Source organism: Burkholderia oklahomensis C6786, assembly GCF_000959365.1.
GTDB classification, from domain to species: Bacteria; Pseudomonadota; Gammaproteobacteria; order Burkholderiales; family Burkholderiaceae; genus Burkholderia; species Burkholderia oklahomensis.
In genome coordinates, this window is the sequence record NZ_CP009555.1 from 2,397,603 (window position 1) to 2,415,623 (window position 18,021).

The 18,021-nt window shown below is 68.6% G+C and carries 16 protein-coding genes; 7 read left to right on the forward strand and 9 right to left on the reverse strand.

What is annotated here, in order from left to right:
* Positions 1–189: 189 nt before the first annotated feature.
* The 4 genes from BG90_RS10860 to BG90_RS10875 are packed head-to-tail and all read right to left on the reverse strand — an operon-like array spanning position 190 to position 3,935.
* A complete protein-coding gene (locus BG90_RS10860; protein WP_045568132.1) occupies positions 190–975 on the reverse strand; it encodes a PqiC family protein in 786 nt (261 codons plus the stop codon).
* Positions 972–2,627: a PqiB family protein gene (locus BG90_RS10865; RefSeq protein WP_010117043.1), complete on the reverse strand. Its 1,656-nt coding sequence runs from the start codon at positions 2,625–2,627 to the stop codon at positions 972–974. The genes BG90_RS10860 and BG90_RS10865 overlap by 4 nt, the downstream gene beginning before the upstream one ends.
* A complete protein-coding gene (locus BG90_RS10870; protein ID WP_010106313.1) occupies positions 2,620–3,282 on the reverse strand; it encodes a paraquat-inducible protein A in 663 nt (220 codons plus the stop codon). The genes BG90_RS10865 and BG90_RS10870 overlap by 8 nt, the downstream gene beginning before the upstream one ends.
* Positions 3,279–3,935, reverse strand: a complete 657-nt coding sequence (locus tag BG90_RS10875) for a paraquat-inducible protein A (RefSeq protein ID WP_010106312.1) — start codon at positions 3,933–3,935, stop codon at positions 3,279–3,281. The genes BG90_RS10870 and BG90_RS10875 overlap by 4 nt, the downstream gene beginning before the upstream one ends.
* Before the next feature lie 261 nt (positions 3,936–4,196).
* Here BG90_RS10875 and BG90_RS10880 point away from each other — a divergent pair, with 261 nt between their 5' ends.
* The 4 genes from BG90_RS10880 to BG90_RS10895 all read left to right on the forward strand — a co-directional run bounded on the left by BG90_RS10880 (position 4,197) and on the right by BG90_RS10895 (position 7,508).
* Complete coding sequence (locus BG90_RS10880; RefSeq protein WP_010106310.1) at positions 4,197–4,757, forward strand: cytochrome b; 561 nt, start codon at positions 4,197–4,199, stop codon at positions 4,755–4,757.
* An 11-nt stretch (positions 4,758–4,768) separates the two neighbouring features.
* Positions 4,769–5,329 (forward strand): YceI family protein, encoded by a 561-nt coding sequence (locus tag BG90_RS10885; protein ID WP_010106308.1) that lies wholly within the window; start codon positions 4,769–4,771, stop codon positions 5,327–5,329.
* Between the two features lie 66 nt (positions 5,330–5,395).
* Complete coding sequence (locus tag BG90_RS10890) at positions 5,396–5,974, forward strand: YceI family protein (protein WP_025989987.1); 579 nt, start codon at positions 5,396–5,398, stop codon at positions 5,972–5,974.
* Positions 5,975–6,218: 244 nt separating this feature from the next.
* Entirely contained in the window at positions 6,219–7,508 is a 1,290-nt protein-coding gene (locus tag BG90_RS10895) for an MFS transporter (RefSeq protein ID WP_010106303.1), read from the forward strand.
* A gap of 215 nt (positions 7,509–7,723) precedes the next feature.
* Here BG90_RS10895 and secF read toward each other — a convergent pair whose 3' ends face one another.
* The 5 genes from secF to queA all read right to left on the reverse strand — a co-directional run bounded on the left by secF (position 7,724) and on the right by queA (position 13,858).
* A complete protein-coding gene (secF, locus tag BG90_RS10900) occupies positions 7,724–8,674 on the reverse strand; it encodes a protein translocase subunit SecF (protein WP_010106301.1) in 951 nt (316 codons plus the stop codon).
* 15 nt (positions 8,675–8,689) lie between these two features.
* The gene (gene secD / locus BG90_RS10905; RefSeq protein ID WP_038802754.1) at positions 8,690–10,717 is read right to left on the reverse strand and encodes a protein translocase subunit SecD; all 2,028 of its coding nucleotides are present in this window, start codon (positions 10,715–10,717) and stop codon (positions 8,690–8,692) included.
* Positions 10,718–10,823: 106 nt separating this feature from the next.
* Positions 10,824–11,150: a preprotein translocase subunit YajC gene (gene yajC, locus BG90_RS10910; RefSeq protein ID WP_010106295.1), complete on the reverse strand. Its 327-nt coding sequence runs from the start codon at positions 11,148–11,150 to the stop codon at positions 10,824–10,826.
* Between the two features lie 280 nt (positions 11,151–11,430).
* Positions 11,431–12,612: a tRNA guanosine(34) transglycosylase Tgt gene (tgt, locus tag BG90_RS10915; RefSeq protein WP_010106294.1), complete on the reverse strand. Its 1,182-nt coding sequence runs from the start codon at positions 12,610–12,612 to the stop codon at positions 11,431–11,433.
* A 190-nt stretch (positions 12,613–12,802) separates the two neighbouring features.
* Positions 12,803–13,858 carry a tRNA preQ1(34) S-adenosylmethionine ribosyltransferase-isomerase QueA gene (gene queA, locus BG90_RS10920; RefSeq protein ID WP_010117029.1) on the reverse strand — a complete coding sequence of 352 codons (1,056 nt, stop codon included), beginning with the start codon at positions 13,856–13,858 and terminating at the stop codon, positions 12,803–12,805.
* 147 nt (positions 13,859–14,005) lie between these two features.
* On the opposite strand from queA, the gene recG reads away from it, so the two are divergent.
* The 3 genes from recG to BG90_RS36715 all read left to right on the forward strand — a co-directional run bounded on the left by recG (position 14,006) and on the right by BG90_RS36715 (position 17,905).
* Complete coding sequence (gene recG, locus BG90_RS10925) at positions 14,006–16,492, forward strand: ATP-dependent DNA helicase RecG (protein WP_045568133.1); 2,487 nt, start codon at positions 14,006–14,008, stop codon at positions 16,490–16,492.
* A 125-nt stretch (positions 16,493–16,617) separates the two neighbouring features.
* Positions 16,618–17,577, forward strand: a complete 960-nt coding sequence (locus BG90_RS10930; protein ID WP_010106272.1) for a hydrogen peroxide-inducible genes activator — start codon at positions 16,618–16,620, stop codon at positions 17,575–17,577.
* Between the two features lie 190 nt (positions 17,578–17,767).
* Positions 17,768–17,905, forward strand: a complete 138-nt coding sequence (locus BG90_RS36715) for a hypothetical protein (RefSeq protein ID WP_164466502.1) — start codon at positions 17,768–17,770, stop codon at positions 17,903–17,905.
* The last annotated feature ends 116 nt before the right edge of the window (positions 17,906–18,021 follow it).

Consider the following 18,021-nt stretch of genomic DNA (forward strand, 5'->3'; position numbering starts at 1 on the left):
AGGCCGGCTCAACTCGCGGCCCTCACGCCTTGCGGCCCTCGCGCCGCGTGGACCTCACGCTCTACGGACCTCAAGCCTCATAGACCTCGCGCTTCGCAAATCCCACATCCCACATCTCACGTCTCACATCTCTCGAATCTCCCCCCCTCGCCGACTTCGCGCCCCACGGTCCTCTGCATGCCACATACGTCACGGCGCGTCGCCGACGCGCTGCGTGTCCGCCGCGGACGGACTCGCCGGGCAACGGACGACCGGCGTCGCGAGCGATAACGCGTCGTTGGCCGCCGCATCCTTCGTCGCCGCCGCGGCTTGCTTCGCCGCCGCACCGTTCGCCGCAGCCCGCGTCGCGACGGCCGCGCGCGCGGCCGCCATCGCGCGCACGCCGGCCGCGATCCGGTCGGCGAGCACGCCGACCGCCTGCCGGTGGCCCGCGACGAGCGCATCGTAGCCCGGCTGCACCGGTTCGACGACGTCGGTGCGGCAGGTCATCACCGCCGGGCTCGGCAGCGCGCGCACGCTCCAGACGGCGGCGAGCGCCGCGTGCCTGCCGGGCCACGACTCGAAGCGCTGGACGTTCACGCTGACCCGGTAGACGGGCGCGCCCGGCGGATACGCGGCGTCCGCGACGTCGATCGTGTCGAGCCGCCGCGTGAGCGCCGACGACAGCGCGCGGCGGATCTCGTCGGCGGGCGGCGACGCCCAGCGTTCCTCTTCGAGCACGTCGACCTGCGCGGCGTTTTTCTGGACGACCAGCTGATTCTTCGCGACCTGCTCCGGCACGCCGATGGACGGCACCTGGATCAGGAACGCGGGATTTGCGCTCACGCTTTGCGCAGTGGCGGCCGTCGAGGCCGCGGCGTCGAGCGTGTAGAAGCGCGCGGGCGGCGACGACGAGCAGGCCGCGAGCGTGGCCGCCGCCGCGGCGGCGAGCGCGGCGCGCGCGAGGCGCGCCGGCCGGAGCGAGCGTGCGGTCATTTCTGATCTCCTGGTTTGCCTTTCAGCAGCGATTCGGGATGCCGCTCGAGATAGTCGGCGAGCGCGTTCAGCGATTGCAGCGTGCGCGTCAGCTCCTTCAGCGCGCCGCGCACGTCCGATTGCAGCGGCGAATCCTGCTGCAGCGTCGCTTCCGCGGTCGTGAACGTCTGCTTCGCCGCGGACAGCGTGTCGCGCGCCTCGGGCGCGACCTCGGTGTCGAGCCGCTTGAACAGCTTGTCCGCATTCGCGAGCGCGCTGTTCAGGTTCGTGCCGATCTGGTCGAACGGCACCTTGTCGAGCTTCTTCGCGATGTCGGCGACCTGCAACTGCAGTTCGTCGAGCGTGTTCGGCACGGTCGGCAGCTCGACCGGCTCGCGGTCGAGGTTGATCTTCACGGGCGGCGCCTTCGGGAAGAAGTCGAGCGCGACGTATAGCTGGCTCGTCAGCAGATTGCCCGTGCGAAGCTGGCCGCGCAGCCCGTGCTGGACGAGCCGCGACAGCACTTCGCGCCGCGCCGCGGCGCCCTTGTCCTGCGCCGCCTCGCGGAATTTCCGGCCGAGCCGGTCGGGGTAGACGTTCATCGTCACCGGCATCGTGAAGGTCTTCGTCTTCGGGTCGTAGTCGATGCCGATGTTCGTCACCTGGCCGAGCACGATGCCGCGGAAGTCGATGGGCGCGCCGACGGACAGCCCGCGCAGCGACTGGTTGAAGTTCATCACGACCTGCACCGGCTCGCCGTCCGGCTCGCGCATCGCGTCGCCTTCGTCGGTGCCGAGCCGGAACGTCATGTTGTTCGGCGCGGGCGGGCCGGCCGACTGGTTCGGCGGCGGCTGGAACGCGATGCCGCCGAGGATCACGGTCGCGAGCGACTGCGTGTTCAGCTTGAAGCCGCTCGAGTCGAGCCGCAGATCGACGCCGCTTGCCTGCCACCAGCGCGAGTTCAGCCCGACGTACTGATCGTACGGCGCGTTGACGAACACCCGGAACGTGACGCCCGTGCCGTCCTTGTCGAGCGAGAAGCCGACGACCTGGCCGACCTGCACGCGCCGGTAGTAGACCGGCGAGCCGATGTCGATCGAGCCGAGCGAATCGCCGCGCAGCACGTACTGGGTGCCTTTCTGGTCGCCCGTGACGGCGGGCGGCGTCTCGAGCCCGGTGAACGATTTCTCGGTCTCGTCCGAGCGGCCCGCGTCGACGCCGATGTACGCGCCGGACAGCAGCGTGCTCAAGCCGGACACGCCGGTCGCGCCGACCCGCGGCCGCACGACCCAGAAGCGCGAGCCCTTCACCGCGAAGTCCTCGGTTTCCTTCTTCAGTTGCACGTCGACGAGCACGTGCGACAGATCCTTCGACAGCTTGATCGTCTTGACCATGCCGATCTCGACGTCCTTGTACTTGACCTGCGTCTTGCCGGGCTCGAGGCCCTCGGCGCTCTTGAAGCTGATCGTGATCTCCGGTCCGCGCTCGAGCACTGACTTGACGACGAGCCCGATGCCGATCAGCGCGGCGACGAGCGGCACGAGCCACACGAGCGACGGCAGCCAGCCGGAGCGCCGCGTGATCACGGGGTCGGGGAGTATCGGCGGTTCGCTGCCGGGCGGGGACGGAGGGGCCGCATTCGGGTCGTGCTGCGGGCCTTGCGGTCTATTCATGAGGATTCCCTGAGTTTTCTACGTTGTCCCAGATGAGGCGCGGGTCGAACTGCATCGACGCGAGCATCGTCAGGATCACGACCGAGCCGAACGCGAGCGCGCCGGGGCCCGCCGTGATCACCGCGAGCGAGCGGAAATGGACGAGCGCGACCGTCAGCGTGACGACGAAGATGTCGAGCATCGACCAGCGGCCGATCCGCTCGACGATCCGGTACAGCCGGATGCGCTCGTGCGGACGCCACGCGGAGCGGCGCTGCGCGGTGACGACGAGGATCGTGAGCACGCCGAGCTTCAGCATCGGCACGAGAATGCTCGCGACGAACACGACGACGGCGAGCGGCCATTCGCCCGACGTCCAGAAATAGACGACGCCGCTCATGATCGTGTCCTCCTGCGAGCCGACGATCGACGCCGTGCGCATGATCGGCAGGAGGTTCGCCGGGATGTAGAGGATCGCGGCGGCGAGCAGGAGCGCCAGGGTGCGCGCGATGCTGTCCGGCGTGCGCAGGTGCAGCGCGGCGCCGCAGCGCGCGCAGTGCTCGGGCTTCTCGTGCGAGCTGAGCGAGTCCGGCGACGGGCGCGTGAGCTTCTGCACGTGGCCGCACGCGTGGCAGCTCGCCATGCCGGCGCGTGCCGCGGTGACGATTTCGCTCATCGCGCCCGCGCCTCGTCGGTCGTGCCGGGCGCTGCGCCGGCTGCCCGCCCGCGCAGCGAATCGGCGATGTCCCACAGCGTGCGCGGATCGAACATCACGACGACGGCGAGCATCAGCGTGAGCGCCGCGAACGCGAAGAGGGCGGCCTCCGGGATCACGCGCGCGAGGCTCACCATCTTGACGATCGTGACGAGGATGCCGAGCATGAAGACTTCGATCATCCCCCACGGGCGCACGAGCTGGATCGCGCGCAGCACGCCGTTGAAGCCGGGCGGAATCGCGCCCGCGCGCAGCGGAAAGAGCACGTAGAGGAGTGCGGCCATCTCGACGAGCGGAAAGAGGAGCGTCGAGCAGAACACCATCACGGCGACGAGCGGCATCCCCTGATTCCACATCGCCTCGAGCGCGCCGAAGAGCGTCGTCTGCACGCGCATCCCGTTCACGTCCATTTCGAGGATCGGGAAGCCCTGCGCGATCAGGAACGTGATGAGCGCGCCGAGCGTGAGCGCGCAGATGCGGTCGACCTGCGCCGAGCCGCTCCGGTAGAGCAGCGCGTCGCAGCGCGGACAGCGGGCGGTATCTTTGCCGCTAAGGCGCGGTTTGTGCAACAGTGCGTCGCATTCGTGACAGGCAATCAGGGTGTTTCGTTCCATATGGAAGGACGGTTCGCGGCATCGCAGGGACGCGTTCACAGGGCCAGAACCCGCGCCAATCTTACCAAAAGGCGATTTTTGCGGTGTCAAGTGCAGGCGAGCGGCCCGCGGCGCCGGCCGCCTCGCCCGGCGGAGCGGCCGGCCGGGCAGGCGGTTTCGGGATTCTGCCATTCGCGACCGGTTGCGGTAGCATGGCGGCCGTGACATGCGTCGGACGAATGCAGCAGCGTCGGCGCGGTTTTTCGCTGAACTGAGGAATTCATGGCATCGTTTTCGTCTTCGACGTCACCCGCAGCTTACACGCGCACCGCGATCGCGCTCCACTGGCTGATCGCGCTGCTCATCGTGTGCGGCTTCGCGCTCGGCTGGGTGATGACGAGCATTCCCGGCTTCACGCCGACGAAGCTCAAATACTATTCGTGGCACAAGTGGATCGGCGTCACGGTGTTCGCGTTCGCGGTCGTGCGCGTGCTCTGGCGCGCGACCCACGTGCCGCCGCCGATGCCGGCCGGCATGCCCGTGTGGCAGCGCGCAGGCGCGCACGCGGTTCACGCGCTCCTCTACGTGCTGATGTTCGCGATTCCCGTGACGGGCTACCTGTACAGCTCGGCCGCGAACATTCCGGTCGTCTATCTCGGGCTCGTGCCGCTGCCGCGCCTGATCGACCCCGATCCCGCGCTGAAGGCGGTGCTGAAGACCGCGCACGTCGCGCTCAACTACGGCCTGCTCGCGCTCGTCGCCGCGCACGTCGCGGCGGCCGTCAAGCACCAATGGCTCGACCGCGACGGCGTGCTGACGCGGATGCTTCCCTTCCTCAAATAACAAGGATCGTCATGAAAGTCTCGTTCTACCGCTACATGCTCGCGGCGTTCGCCGCCGCTTCGGTCGCCGTGTCGGGCGCCGCATTCGCGCAGGTCGATCTCGCGAAGAGCAAGGTGTCGGCCGTCTCGAAGCAGATGAACGTGCCGACGGAAGGCGTGTTCAAGAAGTTCGCCGCGCAGATCAAGTTCGATCCGGCGAAGGCCGCGCAAGGCAGCGCGCAGATGACGATCGACGTCGCGAGCTATGATCTCGGCGACCAGATGTACAACGACCAGGTCGCGGGCAAGGACTGGTTCGACGCGAAGGCGTATCCGCAGGCGAGCTTCGTGTCGACCGCGATCGCGCCCGCGGGCGGCAACAAGTACAACGTGTCGGGCAAGCTGACGATCAAGGGCAAGACGGTGCCCGTGACCGTGCCCGTGACGATCACGCAGAACGGCGCGGCGCAGGTCTTCGACGGCGTGCTGCCGATCAAGCGCTCGACGTTCAACGTCGGCACGGGCGAATGGAAGGACACGTCCGTTGTCGCCGACGAAGTGCAGATCAAGTTTCACATCGTCGCCGCGAAATAACGCGGGCGGCGGTTCGCACCACCCCTGCGCCGCTCGAGAGCGCGGCGCCGTCATAAGGAGATTGATTTGAGCAAGCAATTGATGATCGCGGCGGGCGCGCTCGCCGCCGCACTGTCGTTCTCGGCGCACGCGGCGCCGTCGACGTACCAGTTCGACCCGAGCCACACGTACCCGAGCTTCGAGGCCGATCACTTCGGCGGCCTGTCGGTGTGGCGCGGCAAGTTCGACCAGTCGAGCGGCACCGTGACGCTCGACCGCGCGGCGAAGACGGGCACCGTCGACGTGACGACGAAGGTCGCGTCGATCTCGACCGGCAGCCAGAAGCTCGACGAGCACCTGCAGACGCCGGACTTCTTCGATGCGGCGAAGTACCCGGAAGCGACCTACAAGGGCACGATCAAGTTCGAAGGCGACAAGCCGGCCGAAGTCGTCGGCAATCTGACGCTGCACGGCGTCACGAAGCCGCTGACGCTGAAGATCGATTCGTTCAAGTGCATGCCGCACCCGATGCTGAAGAAGGAAGTGTGCGGCGTCGACGCGGTCGGCGAGTTCAGCCGCGACGACTTCGGCCTCGACTACGGCAAGCAGTACGGCTTCAAGATGAAGACGAAGCTCCTCATCTCGGCCGAAGCGGTCAAGCAGTAACGCGAAGCGACGCGCCGCCCGCGATGCGCGGCGGCTCCATCGCTTCGACGAACCGCCGCGTCCCGCATCGGGCGCGGCGGTTCTTTTTTGGCGCGCGCGGGGCCCTGCCTATAATCGTCCGCATCCGTGTCGCGGCCCGTTTTCGGGCGGCGGCGCGCGCCGGGTGCCGGATGCCCGGTCCGGTCCGGTCCGGTCCGGTCCGGTCGGGGCGACAATCGACGATCAGAACAATTCAGGAGACTCCATGGATGCTGCGCCCGCGGCTTCGTCCGCTCCCGCCGCCGTTCCCGTTGCGCCGCGCGTGTGGCGGGCCGTCGTCGCCGCGTCGATCGGCAACGCGCTCGAATGGTTCGATCTCGTCGTCTACGGCTTCTTCGCGGTCACGATTTCCCGGCTGTTCTTCCCGACCGGCAACGACGCCGTGTCGTTGCTCGTCACGCTCGGCACGTTCGGCGTGTCGTTCTTCATGCGGCCGCTCGGCGCGGTCGTGCTCGGCGCGTACGCGGACCGCAACGGCCGCAAGGCCGCGCTTACGCTGTCGATCCTGCTGATGATGGCGGGCACGCTCGTGATCGCGGTGCTGCCGACCTACGAGACGATCGGGATCGCGGCGCCGCTCGTGCTCGTCGGCGCGCGGCTGATGCAGGGCTTTTCCGCGGGCGGCGAGTTCGGCAGCGCGACCGCGTTCCTCGCCGAGCACGTGCCGGGGCGGCGCGGGTTCTTCGCGAGCTGGCAGGTCGCGAGCCAGGGGCTCACGACGCTCCTCGCGGCGATCTTCGGCACGTCGCTCAACGCGTGGCTCACGCCCGCGCAGATGGCGTCGTGGGGCTGGCGCGTGCCGTTCTTCTTCGGGCTGCTGCTCGGGCCGGTCGCGTACTACATCCGCTCGAAGGTCGACGAGACGCCCGAATTCCTCGCGTCGGAGCGCACGGCGAACCCGCTGCGCGATACGCTCGCCGCGCACAAGGGGCGGCTCGCCGCCGCGATCGGCGCAGTCGTGCTCGGCACCGTCGCGACCTATCTCGTGCTGTTCATGCCGACCTACGGCGTGAAGGAGCTGAAGCTCGCGCCGTCGGCCGCGTTCGCCGCGATCCTCGTCGTCGGGGCGATCCAGATGGTCTTCGCGCCGGTGGTCGGACACTGGTCCGATCGTCACGGCCGCGTGCGGACGATGTTCGTGCCCGCGCTCGCGATCCTCGTGCTGATCTACCCGGCGTTCGCGTGGCTCGCCGCGCATCCGACGTTCGGCGCGCTGATCGCCGTGCAGGTGGCGTTCGCGTTCCTGATGACCGGCTATTTCGCGGCGCTGCCGGGCCTGCTGTCGGAGATCTTTCCGGTCGAGACGCGCACGACCGGCATGTCGCTCGCATACAACGTCGCGGTGACGATCTTCGGCGGGTTCGGCCCGTTCATCATCGCGTGGCTGATCCGCGCGACGGGCGCGCGCACCGCGCCGAGCTTCTATCTGATCTTTGCCGCGCTCGTGAGCCTCGCGGCGCTCGTCGTGCTGCGGCGGCGCTTCGGGTTCCGGTAGCGGGGCGCTCGCGTCCGGCGTCGCGCGCCGACACGTGCGGCCGTCGCAACGGCGTTTCGGGCTTCATGCATCGCGCATTGCGCGTTCCGCGAATCGGCGCGTGCGGGCGCCGCGGCGATGGCGATCCGGCGAAGCGAGCGGGCGCTCGCGAGCGCCGGCTGCAAACGAAAAAAAGCCGATTCGCAAGGAACCGGCTCTTTCGTGCGACAGCGCGCTTACACCTGCGCGCCCGCGTTCGGATCGTTCGGATCGTGCGCGGCCTTCTTCTCCTTGATGAGGTCCTCGCGCTTGATGCCGAGCCACATCGCGAGCGAGCCGGCGACGAACACCGACGAGTAGATGCCGAACATGATGCCGACCGTCAGCGCGAGCGCGAAGTAGTGCAGCGTCGGGCCGCCGAAGAAGAACATCGACAGCACCATCATTTCGGTCGACGTGTGCGTGATGATCGTCCGCGACATCGTGCTCGTGATCGCATGGTTGATCACTTCCTGCACGGTCATCTTGCGCTCGCGGCGGAACGTCTCGCGGATCCGGTCGAAGATGACGACCGACTCGTTGACCGAATAGCCGAGCACCGCGAGCACCGCGGCCAGCACCGACAGCGAGAACTCCCACTGGAAGAACGCGAAGAAGCCGAGAATGATCACGACGTCGTGCAGGTTCGCGATGATGCCGGCGACCGCGTACTTCCATTCGAAGCGGAACGACAGGTAGATCACGATGCCGATCACGACGCACGCGAGCGCGAGCAGCCCGTCGGTCGCGAGCTCCTTGCCGACCTGCGGGCCGACGAACTCGACGCGCTGCAGCGTCACGTCGGCGCTTTGCGCCTTCAGCGCGCCCATGACCTGATCGCTCTGCTGCGCGGACGTCAGGCCCTGCTTGAGCGGCAGGCGGATCAGCACGTTGCGCGACGTGCCGAAGTTCTGCACCTGCGCGTCGGCGTAGCCGAGCGTGCCGAGCGTCGCGCGCACCGGCTCGAGCTGCGCGGCCTGCTGGTACTGGACCTCGATCACCGTGCCGCCCGTGAACTCGACGGACAGATGCAGCCCGCGATGGAACAGGAAGAACACGGCGGCGAGGAACGTCACGAGCGAGATCACGTTGAAGACCAACGCGTGCCGCATGAACGGGATGTCTTTACGGATGCGGAAAAATTCCATGATGGTCTCCGGCGCTTAGTTGGACGAGCCCGGCTGCTTGGGCGGCACGCCCGGCCCCGAGCGGCGTCGCGCGACCGGCTTGCCGGTGCGCGGCGCGCCGGCCGGCTGTTTCGGCGCGGCGACGCGCGCGCCCGGCTGCGGCGCGTTTGCGCGCGCATCCTGGCCGAGCTGCGGGGCGGCGCCGGCTTCGGCGGCGGGGCGCCACACCTGGCCGATCGCGAGCGACTGCAGCTTCTTGCGCCCGCCGTACCAGAGGTTCACGAGACCGCGCGAGAAGAACACCGCGGAGAACATCGACGTCAGGATGCCGATGCAGTGCACGATCGCGAAGCCGCGCACCGGACCCGAGCCGAACGCGAGCAGCGCGAGGCCGGCGATCAGCGTCGTCACGTTCGAGTCGAGAATCGTCGCCCATGCGTGCGCGTAGCCCTGCTGGATCGCGATCTGCGGCGACGCGCCGTTGCGCAGCTCCTCGCGGATGCGCTCGTTGATCAGCACGTTCGAGTCGATCGCCATGCCGAGCGCGAGCGCGATGGCGGCGATGCCGGGCAGCGTGAGCGTCGCCTGCATCAGCGACAGCACCGCGATAAGCAGCAGCAGGTTCACCGACAGGCCGACCACCGACACGATGCCGAACAGCATGTAGTACGCGATCATGAACACGGCGATCGCGACGAAGCCCCAGACGACCGAGTGGAAGCCCATCTTGATGTTGTCCGCGCCGAGGCTCGGACCGATCGTGCGTTCCTCGATGATGTCCATCGGCGCGGCGAGCGAGCCCGCGCGCAACAGCAGCGCGAGGTCGGCGGCGGCCTGCGGGGTCGGCTGGCCCGTGATCTGGAAGCGGTCGCCGAGCTCCGACTGGATCGTCGCGACCGTCAGCACCTCGCCCTTGCCCTTCTCGAACAGCACCATCGCCATCGGCTTGCCGATGTTCTCGCGCGACACCGCGCGCACCGCGCGGCCGCCCGCCGCGTCGAGGCGGATGTTCACCGACGGACGCTGATGCTCGTCGAAGCCCGCCGACGCGTCGATGATGCGGTCGCCGGTGAAGATCACCTGCTTCTTCAGCAGCACGGGCGCCTGGTTGCCTTGCGTGAACAGCTCCTCACCCGGCGGCACCGGATCGTTCGGGTTCGGGTGCGTGTTGAGCGGATCGGCCAAGCGCGCTTCGAGCGTCGCCGTGCGGCCGATGATGTCCTTGGCCTTCGCCGTGTCCTGCACGCCCGGCAATTCGACGACGATGCGGTCGTTGCCTTGCTGCTGCAGGATCGGCTCGGACACGCCGAGTTCGTTGACGCGGTTGTGCAGCGTCGTCAGGTTCTGCTTGAGCGCCGCTTCCTCGACGGCCTTCTGGACGGCCGGCGTGAACGTGCCGACGACCTGATAGCCGCCGCCGCCCGGCTGCGTCGCCCACTGGAGTTCGGAGACGGACGAAGCGAGCAGCTTGCGCGCCTGCTCGGCGGTGTCCTGGTCGGCGAAGTTCGCGACGACCGTCTGGTCGACGCGGTTCACGCCGCCGTCGCGGATGCCCTTGTCGCGCAGCAGCGTGCGGGCGTCGGACGCGTCGGAGTCGAGCTTCTTCGTCAGCGCGCCCGTCATGTCGACTTGCAGCAGGAAGTGGACGCCGCCGCGCAGGTCGAGGCCGAGATACATCGGCAGCGCGTGCAGCGCGGTCAGCCAGCGCGGCGACGCGCTCTGCAGGTTCAGCGCGACGACATACTGCGGATCGTTCGGATCGGCGTTCAGCGCCTTTTGCAGCATGTCCTTCACGCGCAGCTGCGTGTCGGTGTCCTTCAGGCGCACGCGGATCGTCGCGTTGGCGCTGGAATTGTCGAACGTGACGTCGTCGGCCGGGACCTGGTTGGCCTTGAGCGCGTCCTCGACCTGCGCGAGCGTGTCGGCGCCGAGCTTGACCGTGGCCTTGCCGCTCGATACCTGCACCGCCGGCGCTTCGCCGAAGAAGTTGGGCAATGTGTACAGAAAGCCGATGGCGAGCGCCACGACCATCACCACATATTTCCAGATTGGATAACGATTCATGAGGGGGCCGAACGGGATGGTTGGCTGGAATGGCGTCGCGTCCGGCGCCGCTGCGGACCGCGCGCTTCGCGGCGCGGGCGATGGGCGGCCGGACGCGGGGCGGGGCTTACAGCGATTTGATCGTGCCCTTCGGCAGGATGGTCGTGACGGCGGCCTTCTGCACGGTGATCTCGGTGCCTTCGGCGATCTCGACGCCGATGTACGCTTCCGACACCTTCGTCACCTTGCCGACGAGTCCGCCGCTCGTCACCACTTCGTCGCCCTTCGCCATCGCGGCGAGCATGCTGCGATGCTCCTTTTGCCGCTTCATTTGCGGACGGATCATGATGAAATAGAGCACCGCGAACATCAGGATGAGCGGCAGGAAGCTCATCAGGCTCGATTCGGCACCGCCCGCTGCGCCTTGCGCATAGGCATTGGAAATGAACGACACGTTGGTCTCTCCGTTAAGGAAGATCGAAAAATAAGCCGGTTATTCTACCACCGGCCCTTACCGCGACAGCCGCGCAAATGCGCTTTGGTTTCAAGCTGTTAACCTCGATCCGGCAGCGTTCGCGCGTGCTGCGAAAGATAATTGTAAGGTTTTGCGGGGCAGGCGCGGCGACGGCGGCCGTCCGGCAGCGTCGCCGCGCCGCGTGCCCGGCATGGCGCGGGCGCGCGGCGGGCGGGCGTTCACGGTGCGCGATCCGCGACGCGGAGCGCGCCGCGCCCCGTCAGTCGACGCCGCGCGCGCGATCCTCTGCGAAGCGCTTCCGGAACGCGTCGAACGTGTGCGTCTCGATCGCCTCGCGGATCTCGCGCATCAACTCGAGGTAGTAGTGCAGGTTGTGGATCGTGTTGAGCTGCGCGCCGAGGATCTCGCCGACGCGGTGCAGGTGGTGCAGGTAGCCGCGCGAGAAGTTACGGCACGTGTAGCAGCCGCAGGTCTCGTCGAGCGGCTTCAGCGAGTTCCTGTGCGTCGCGTTGCGGATCTTCACGTCGCCGAAGCGCGTGAAGAGCCAGCCGTTGCGCGCGTTGCGGGTCGGCATCACGCAGTCGAACATGTCGACGCCCGCGGCGACGCCCGCGACGAGATCCTCCGGCGTGCCGACGCCCATCAGGTAGTGCGGCTTGTCGGCGGGCAGGCGCGGCGCGACGTGCTCGAGCACGCGCATCATGTCCTCCTTCGGCTCGCCGACGGAGAGCCCGCCGATCGCGAGGCCGTGGAAGCCGAGCTCGGCGAGCCCGGCGAGCGATTCGTCGCGCAGGTCCTCGAACATCCCGCCCTGGACGATCCCGAAGAGCGCGTTCGGATTGCCGAGGCGGTCGAACTCGTCGAGCGAGCGCTTCGCCCAGCGCAGCGACATCCGCATCGAGTCGGCCGCTTCCTGGTGCGTCGTCGGCACGCCGTTCGTCGCGTACGGCGTGCATTCGTCGAACTGCATCACGATGTCGGAATTCAGCGTCTTCTGGATCTGCATCGACACTTCCGGCGACAGGAACAGCCGGTCGCCGTTGATCGGCGACGCGAACGTGACGCCATCTTCGGTGATCTTGCGCAGATCGCCGAGCGAGAACACCTGGAAGCCGCCCGAATCGGTCAGGATCGGCTTGTTCCAGCCCATGAAGCGATGCAGCCCGCCGTGCGCGGCGATCGTCTCGAGGCCGGGGCGCAGCCACAGGTGGAACGTGTTGCCGAGGATGATCTGCGCGCGCATCTCGTCGAGCTCGCGCGGCTGCACCGCCTTCACGGTGCCGTACGTGCCGACCGGCATGAAGATCGGCGTCTCGACGACGCCGTGGTTGAGCGTCACGCGGCCGCGGCGCGCGCGGCCGTCGGTCGTCAGCAATTCGAACTTGAGGCCGCCGTGCGGGCGGATGCCCGCGGCCGTATCGTGCGATGAACCTTCGGTCATCTGTGGGACTCCTTGCCACCGGAAGAGCTTTGCATGGGACCGGAGTATGCGCTAAAGCGCCGACTCCGGATCGACAAGTCCGGCGCATGTTGAAGACGCCGCCGGGGAAGCCGGCGGCGGGGAAAAAAACGGGTGTCGCTTTGCGTGCCTGCGCTTGCGCACAAGGCGCACGGCGCCGCGCCGGCATGCGTCAGCGCGCGTCGTCGCGCCGCGTGAGCAGCATCGCGTCGCCGTAGCTGAAGAAGCGGTAGCGCGCGGCGATCGCATGCCGGTACGCGGCGCGGATCGTATCGACGCCGGCGAACGCCGACACGAGCATCAGGAGCGTCGACTTCGGCAGATGGAAATTCGTCACGAGCCGGTCGACGACGCGAAAGCGGTAGCCCGGCGTGATGAAGATGTCGGTTTCCGCGCGCGTCGCGGAAAGCGGCCGGCCGGCGGCCTCGGCGTCGCGCGCGGCCGCTTCGAGCGCGCGCATCGATGTCGTGCCGACCGCGATCACGCGGCCGCCGCGCGCGCGGGTTGCGGCGATCTTCTCGACGAGCGCGCCGGTCAGCTCGTACCACTCGCGGTGCATCTTGTGCTCGGCGAGGTTCTCGACCCGCACCGGCTGGAACGTGCCCGCGCCGACGTGCAGCGTGAGCGTCGCGCGCTCGACGCCGCGCGCATCGAGCGCGGCGAGCACAGCGTCGTCGAAGTGCAGGCCGGCCGTCGGCGCGGCGACGGCGCCCGGATTTGCCGCGAACACCGTCTGATAGCGGGTCTCGTCGGTCGCGTCGGGCGTGTGCTCGATGTACGGCGGCAGCGGCAGCCGGCCGTAGCGCTCGATCAGCCCGAGGCAGTCTTCGGGGAAGTGCAGCGTGAAGAACGGCTCGACGCGCTCGCCGACCGTCGCGTCGAACGCATCGGCGAGCGTGAGCGTCGTGCCGGGCGCGGGGCGCTTGCTCGCGCGGATCTGCGCGAGCGCGGTGCGCGCGCCCGTGACGCGCTCGATCAGCACCTCGATCCTGCCGCCGCTCGCCTTGTGCCCGAAGAAGCGCGCCTTCAGCACCTTGGTGTCGTTGAAGACGAGCAGGTCCCCCGGCGCGACGCACGCGGGCAGTTCGGCGAAGCGCCGGTCGACGAGGCGCGGGGGCTCGCTCGTGTTGTCCACCTCGAGCAGGCGGCTCGCGCTGCGTTCGGGCAGCGCGGTTTGCGCGATCAGCTCGGGCGGCAGATCGAAATCGAAATCGGAAAGCGTGAACATGCGAAACGGGGTCGAGACGGCCGGCCAAGCGGGCAAAGCGCGTAGCGGCGCGCGCGAGCCGCTATGATGGCGGGGTTGCGCGGCTTGCCGGCGTTGCTCGTTCGTGCGACGTGAAAGCCGCTATTGTACTTGCTAGCCTTCTACCCGATGCCAGTGCCCGTTCGCCGTTCCGTTGCCGATCCAGTCGAAGCCGACGCATTCGCCGAAGACGCCGCGCCGGGCGCCGCCGCGCGCGGCGGGCGGGCGTCGGGCGACCGTCGTCGAGCGTCGAGCGGGACGAGCGCCGAGCGAGCGGACGGCGCGCCCGATGCGCCCGATGCGGCACGGGCGCCGCGCTCGCCGGCCCCGGCCGAATTCGACGCCGACGCCGATGCCGACGCACGATCGCGGCCGCGCGGGGCTGCGGTGCGTGGCCGCACGGCCGACGGCCGCGTCGTGCCCGCCGCCGCGCAGGCGGCGCAGGCCGACCGCGACGACGCGCCGGCCGGAACGGCGAAGCCTGCCAAGCGCGCGGCGAAATCCGCATCGAAATCCTCCGCCGACGCGGCCGGCGCGAAATCCGCATCGAAGCCCGTGAAGACCGCCGACAAGCTCGCGAAGCTCGGCCTCACGCGCGACATCGACCTCGTCCTGCACCTGCCGATGCGCTACGAGGACGAAACGACGCTCACGCCGGTCCGCGAGCTGCTGCCGGGCGAGATCGCGCAGACGGAAGGCGTCGTGTTCGACAACGAGATCGCGTACCGCCCGCGCCGCCAATTGCTCGTGAAGCTGCGCGACGATTCGGACGCCGAGCTCGTGCTGCGCTTCCTGAACTTCTACGGCTCGCAGGTCAAGCAGATGGCGGTCGGCCAGCGGCTGCGCGTGCGCGGCGACGTCCGCGGCGGCTTCTTCGGCCTGGAGATGGTGCATCCGACGGTCAAGGTCGTCGAAGCGGACGCGCCGCTGCCGCAGGCGCTCACGCCCGTCTATCCGAGCACGGCGGGCGTGTCGCAGGCGTATCTGCGCAAGGCGATCGACAACGCGCTCACGCGCACGCCGCTGCCCGAGCTGCTGCCGCCCGAAGTCGCGCGCGCGCATCTGGCGCCGCTCGACGTGCCGCCCCTCGCCGACGCGGTGCGCCTGCTCCATCACCCCGGCGTCGGCGCGGACGAGACGGCCCTCATCGACGGCACGCACCCGGCGTGGACCCGAATCAAGTTCGACGAGCTGCTCGCGCAGCAACTGTCGCTCAAGCGCGCGCACGAAGAGCGCCGCACGCGCGCCGCGCCCGCGATGCCGCGCCGCACGCGCGCCGACGGCGCGTCGCTGTCGGCGCGCCTCTACGCGGCGCTGCCGTTCCGGCTGACGGCCGCGCAGGAGCGCGTCGTCGCCGAGATCGCGCACGATCTCACGCAGCCGCACCCGATGCAGCGCCTGCTGCAGGGCGACGTCGGCAGCGGCAAGACGGTCGTCGCGGCGCTCGCCGCCGCGCAGGCGATCGACGCCGGCTACCAGGCCGCGCTGATGGCGCCCACCGAAATCCTCGCCGAGCAGCACGCGCGCAAGCTGCGCGGCTGGCTCGAGCCGCTCGGCGTGTCGGTCGCGTGGCTTGCAGGGAGCCTGAAGACGAAGGAGAAGCGCGCGGCGCTCGAGGCGGCCGCGCTCGGCACCGCGCAGCTCGTGATCGGCACGCACGCGATGATCCAGGACACGGTCGAGTTCGCGCGGCTCGGGCTCGTGATCGTCGACGAGCAGCACCGCTTCGGCGTCGAGCAGCGGCTCGCGCTGCGCGCGAAGGCGGCGAACGCGGCCGACGGCGCGGCGGGCTTCCAGCCGCACCAGCTGATGATGTCGGCGACGCCGATCCCGCGCACGCTCGCGATGACGTACTACGCGGACCTCGACGTGTCGACGATCGACGAGCTGCCGCCCGGCCGCACGCCGATCCTGACGCGGCTCGTATCCGATGCGCGGCGCGACGAGGTGATCGGCCGCGTGCGCGAGGCGGCGCTCGCGGGCCGCCAGGTGTACTGGGTGTGTCCGCTCATCGAGGAAAGCGAGACGCTGCAGCTGCAGACGGCCGTCGAGACTTACGAGACGCTCGCCGCCGCGCTGCCGGAGCTGAAGGTCGGACTCGTGCACGGCCGGCTCGCGCCGGCGGAGAAGGCCGCCGTGATGGACGCGTTCTCGCGCAACGACGTGCAATTGCTGGTCGCGACGACGGTGATCGAAGTCGGCGTCGACGTGCCGAACGCGTCGCTGATGGTGATCGAGCATGCGGAGCGCTTCGGGCTCGCGCAGCTGCACCAGCTGCGCGGTCGGGTCGGGCGCGGCACCGCCGCGTCGGTGTGCGTGCTGATCTACAGCGGGCCGTTGTCGATCGCGGGCCGCGCACGCCTGAAGACGATGCGCGAGACGACCGACGGCTTCGAGATCGCGCGCCGCGACCTGGAGATCCGCGGCCCCGGCGAGTTCCTCGGCGCGCGCCAGTCGGGCGCGGCGATGCTGCGCTTCGCGGATCTCGAGAACGACGGCTGGCTGATCGAGCCGGCGCGCGAGGCGGCCGCGCGCCTCATCGCCGGCTACCCGGACGTCGTCGCGCAGCACCTCGCGCGCTGGCTCGGCGCGCGCGAGCAGTACCTGAAGGCCTGAGCGCGCGGCGCGGCGGTGCCCGCGTTGCGCGGCGCAGCAGCGGATCTTTTCGACGAAGGTTGGCGAATCGACCCAACCGGTGTATAAATTTAATCTATCGTCATCAAATGATTGATTAACTTGCAATGACGCTTACTGAACTGAAGTACATCGTCGCGGTTGCGCGCGAACGCCATTTCGGCCGGGCGGCCGAGGCCTGCTTTGTCAGCCAGCCGACGCTGTCGGTGGCGATCAAGAAGCTGGAAGACGAGCTGAACGTGCAGATCTTCGAGCGCGGCGCGAGCGAGGTGAGCGTGACGCCGATCGGCGACCAGATCGTCACGCAGGCGCAACGCGTGCTCGAGCAGACGTTCGCGATCAAGGAGATCGCGAAGCAGGGCAAGGACCCGCTCATCGGGCCGTTCCGGCTCGGCGTGATCTATACGATCGGCCCCTATTTGCTGCCGACGCTCGTCAAGCAGATGATCCGCCGCGTGCCGCAGATGCCGCTGATGCTGCAGGAGAACTACACGCTCAAGCTGCTCGAATTGCTGAAGCAGGGCGAGATCGACGCGGCGATCATGGCGCTGCCGTTTCCCGAAACGGGCCTGATGGTGCGGCCGCTGTACGACGAGCCGTTCGTCGTCGCGCTGCCGGCCGGGCATCCGTGGGAGGCGCGCCGCAAGATCGACGCGACCGACCTGAAGCAGGAGACGATGCTGCTGCTCGGCAACGGCCATTGCTTCCGCGATCATGTGCTCGGCGTGTGTCCCGAGCTGATGCACTTCTCGCAGACCGCGGACGGGATCCAGAAGACCTTCGAGGGCTCGTCGCTCGAGACGATCCGCCATATGGTCGCGAGCGGCGTCGGGATCACGGTGCTGCCGCGGATGTCGGTCGCCGAAGTGGGGCCGCATGCGAACGGCCCGGATGCCGAACTGCTGTCATACGTGCCGTTCGAGGATCCGGTGCCGGATCGGCGCGTCGTGCTCGTCTGGCGCAAGAGCTTCACGCGGATGCCGGCGATCGACGCGATCAGCGAGGCGATCACCGCGTGCGAGCTGCCCGGCGTGTCGAAGCTCGACATCCCGGCGACGATGAATTGAGCGCGGCGCGTGCGACCGGTCGTCGCCGCGCATGGACGGGGCCTTGCGGCTCCGTTTATTTTTGACTATCGCATAGATAAAATATATTAAATTTAAATAATTAATAGTATTTAATAGAATGCCCTGCATGGATCGGCGCGGCGCCGCCGGCCGGTCCGGACGGATAGCGCAGGCGTCAAAGGAGGATGTCATGATGCAATCGGCATTGCAGCACGCGCGGCGGAACATTGCGCCGCGCATGACGGTCGTCAATCGTGCCAGGGCTGCCATCCGGAGCCTGCGTCCGATTGCGTTCGCTTACCTGGCGGACCGCGCATATGGCGGCTGAGCGCCGCCGCATGCCGGCTCGCGTTTCCGAACCATTCGCCGCGTCGCGCGCAGGAGGGATCCACCTGTTTCTTGCCCCGCAATGACGCTCCACGAACGGTGCCCGGCTTCGACGCC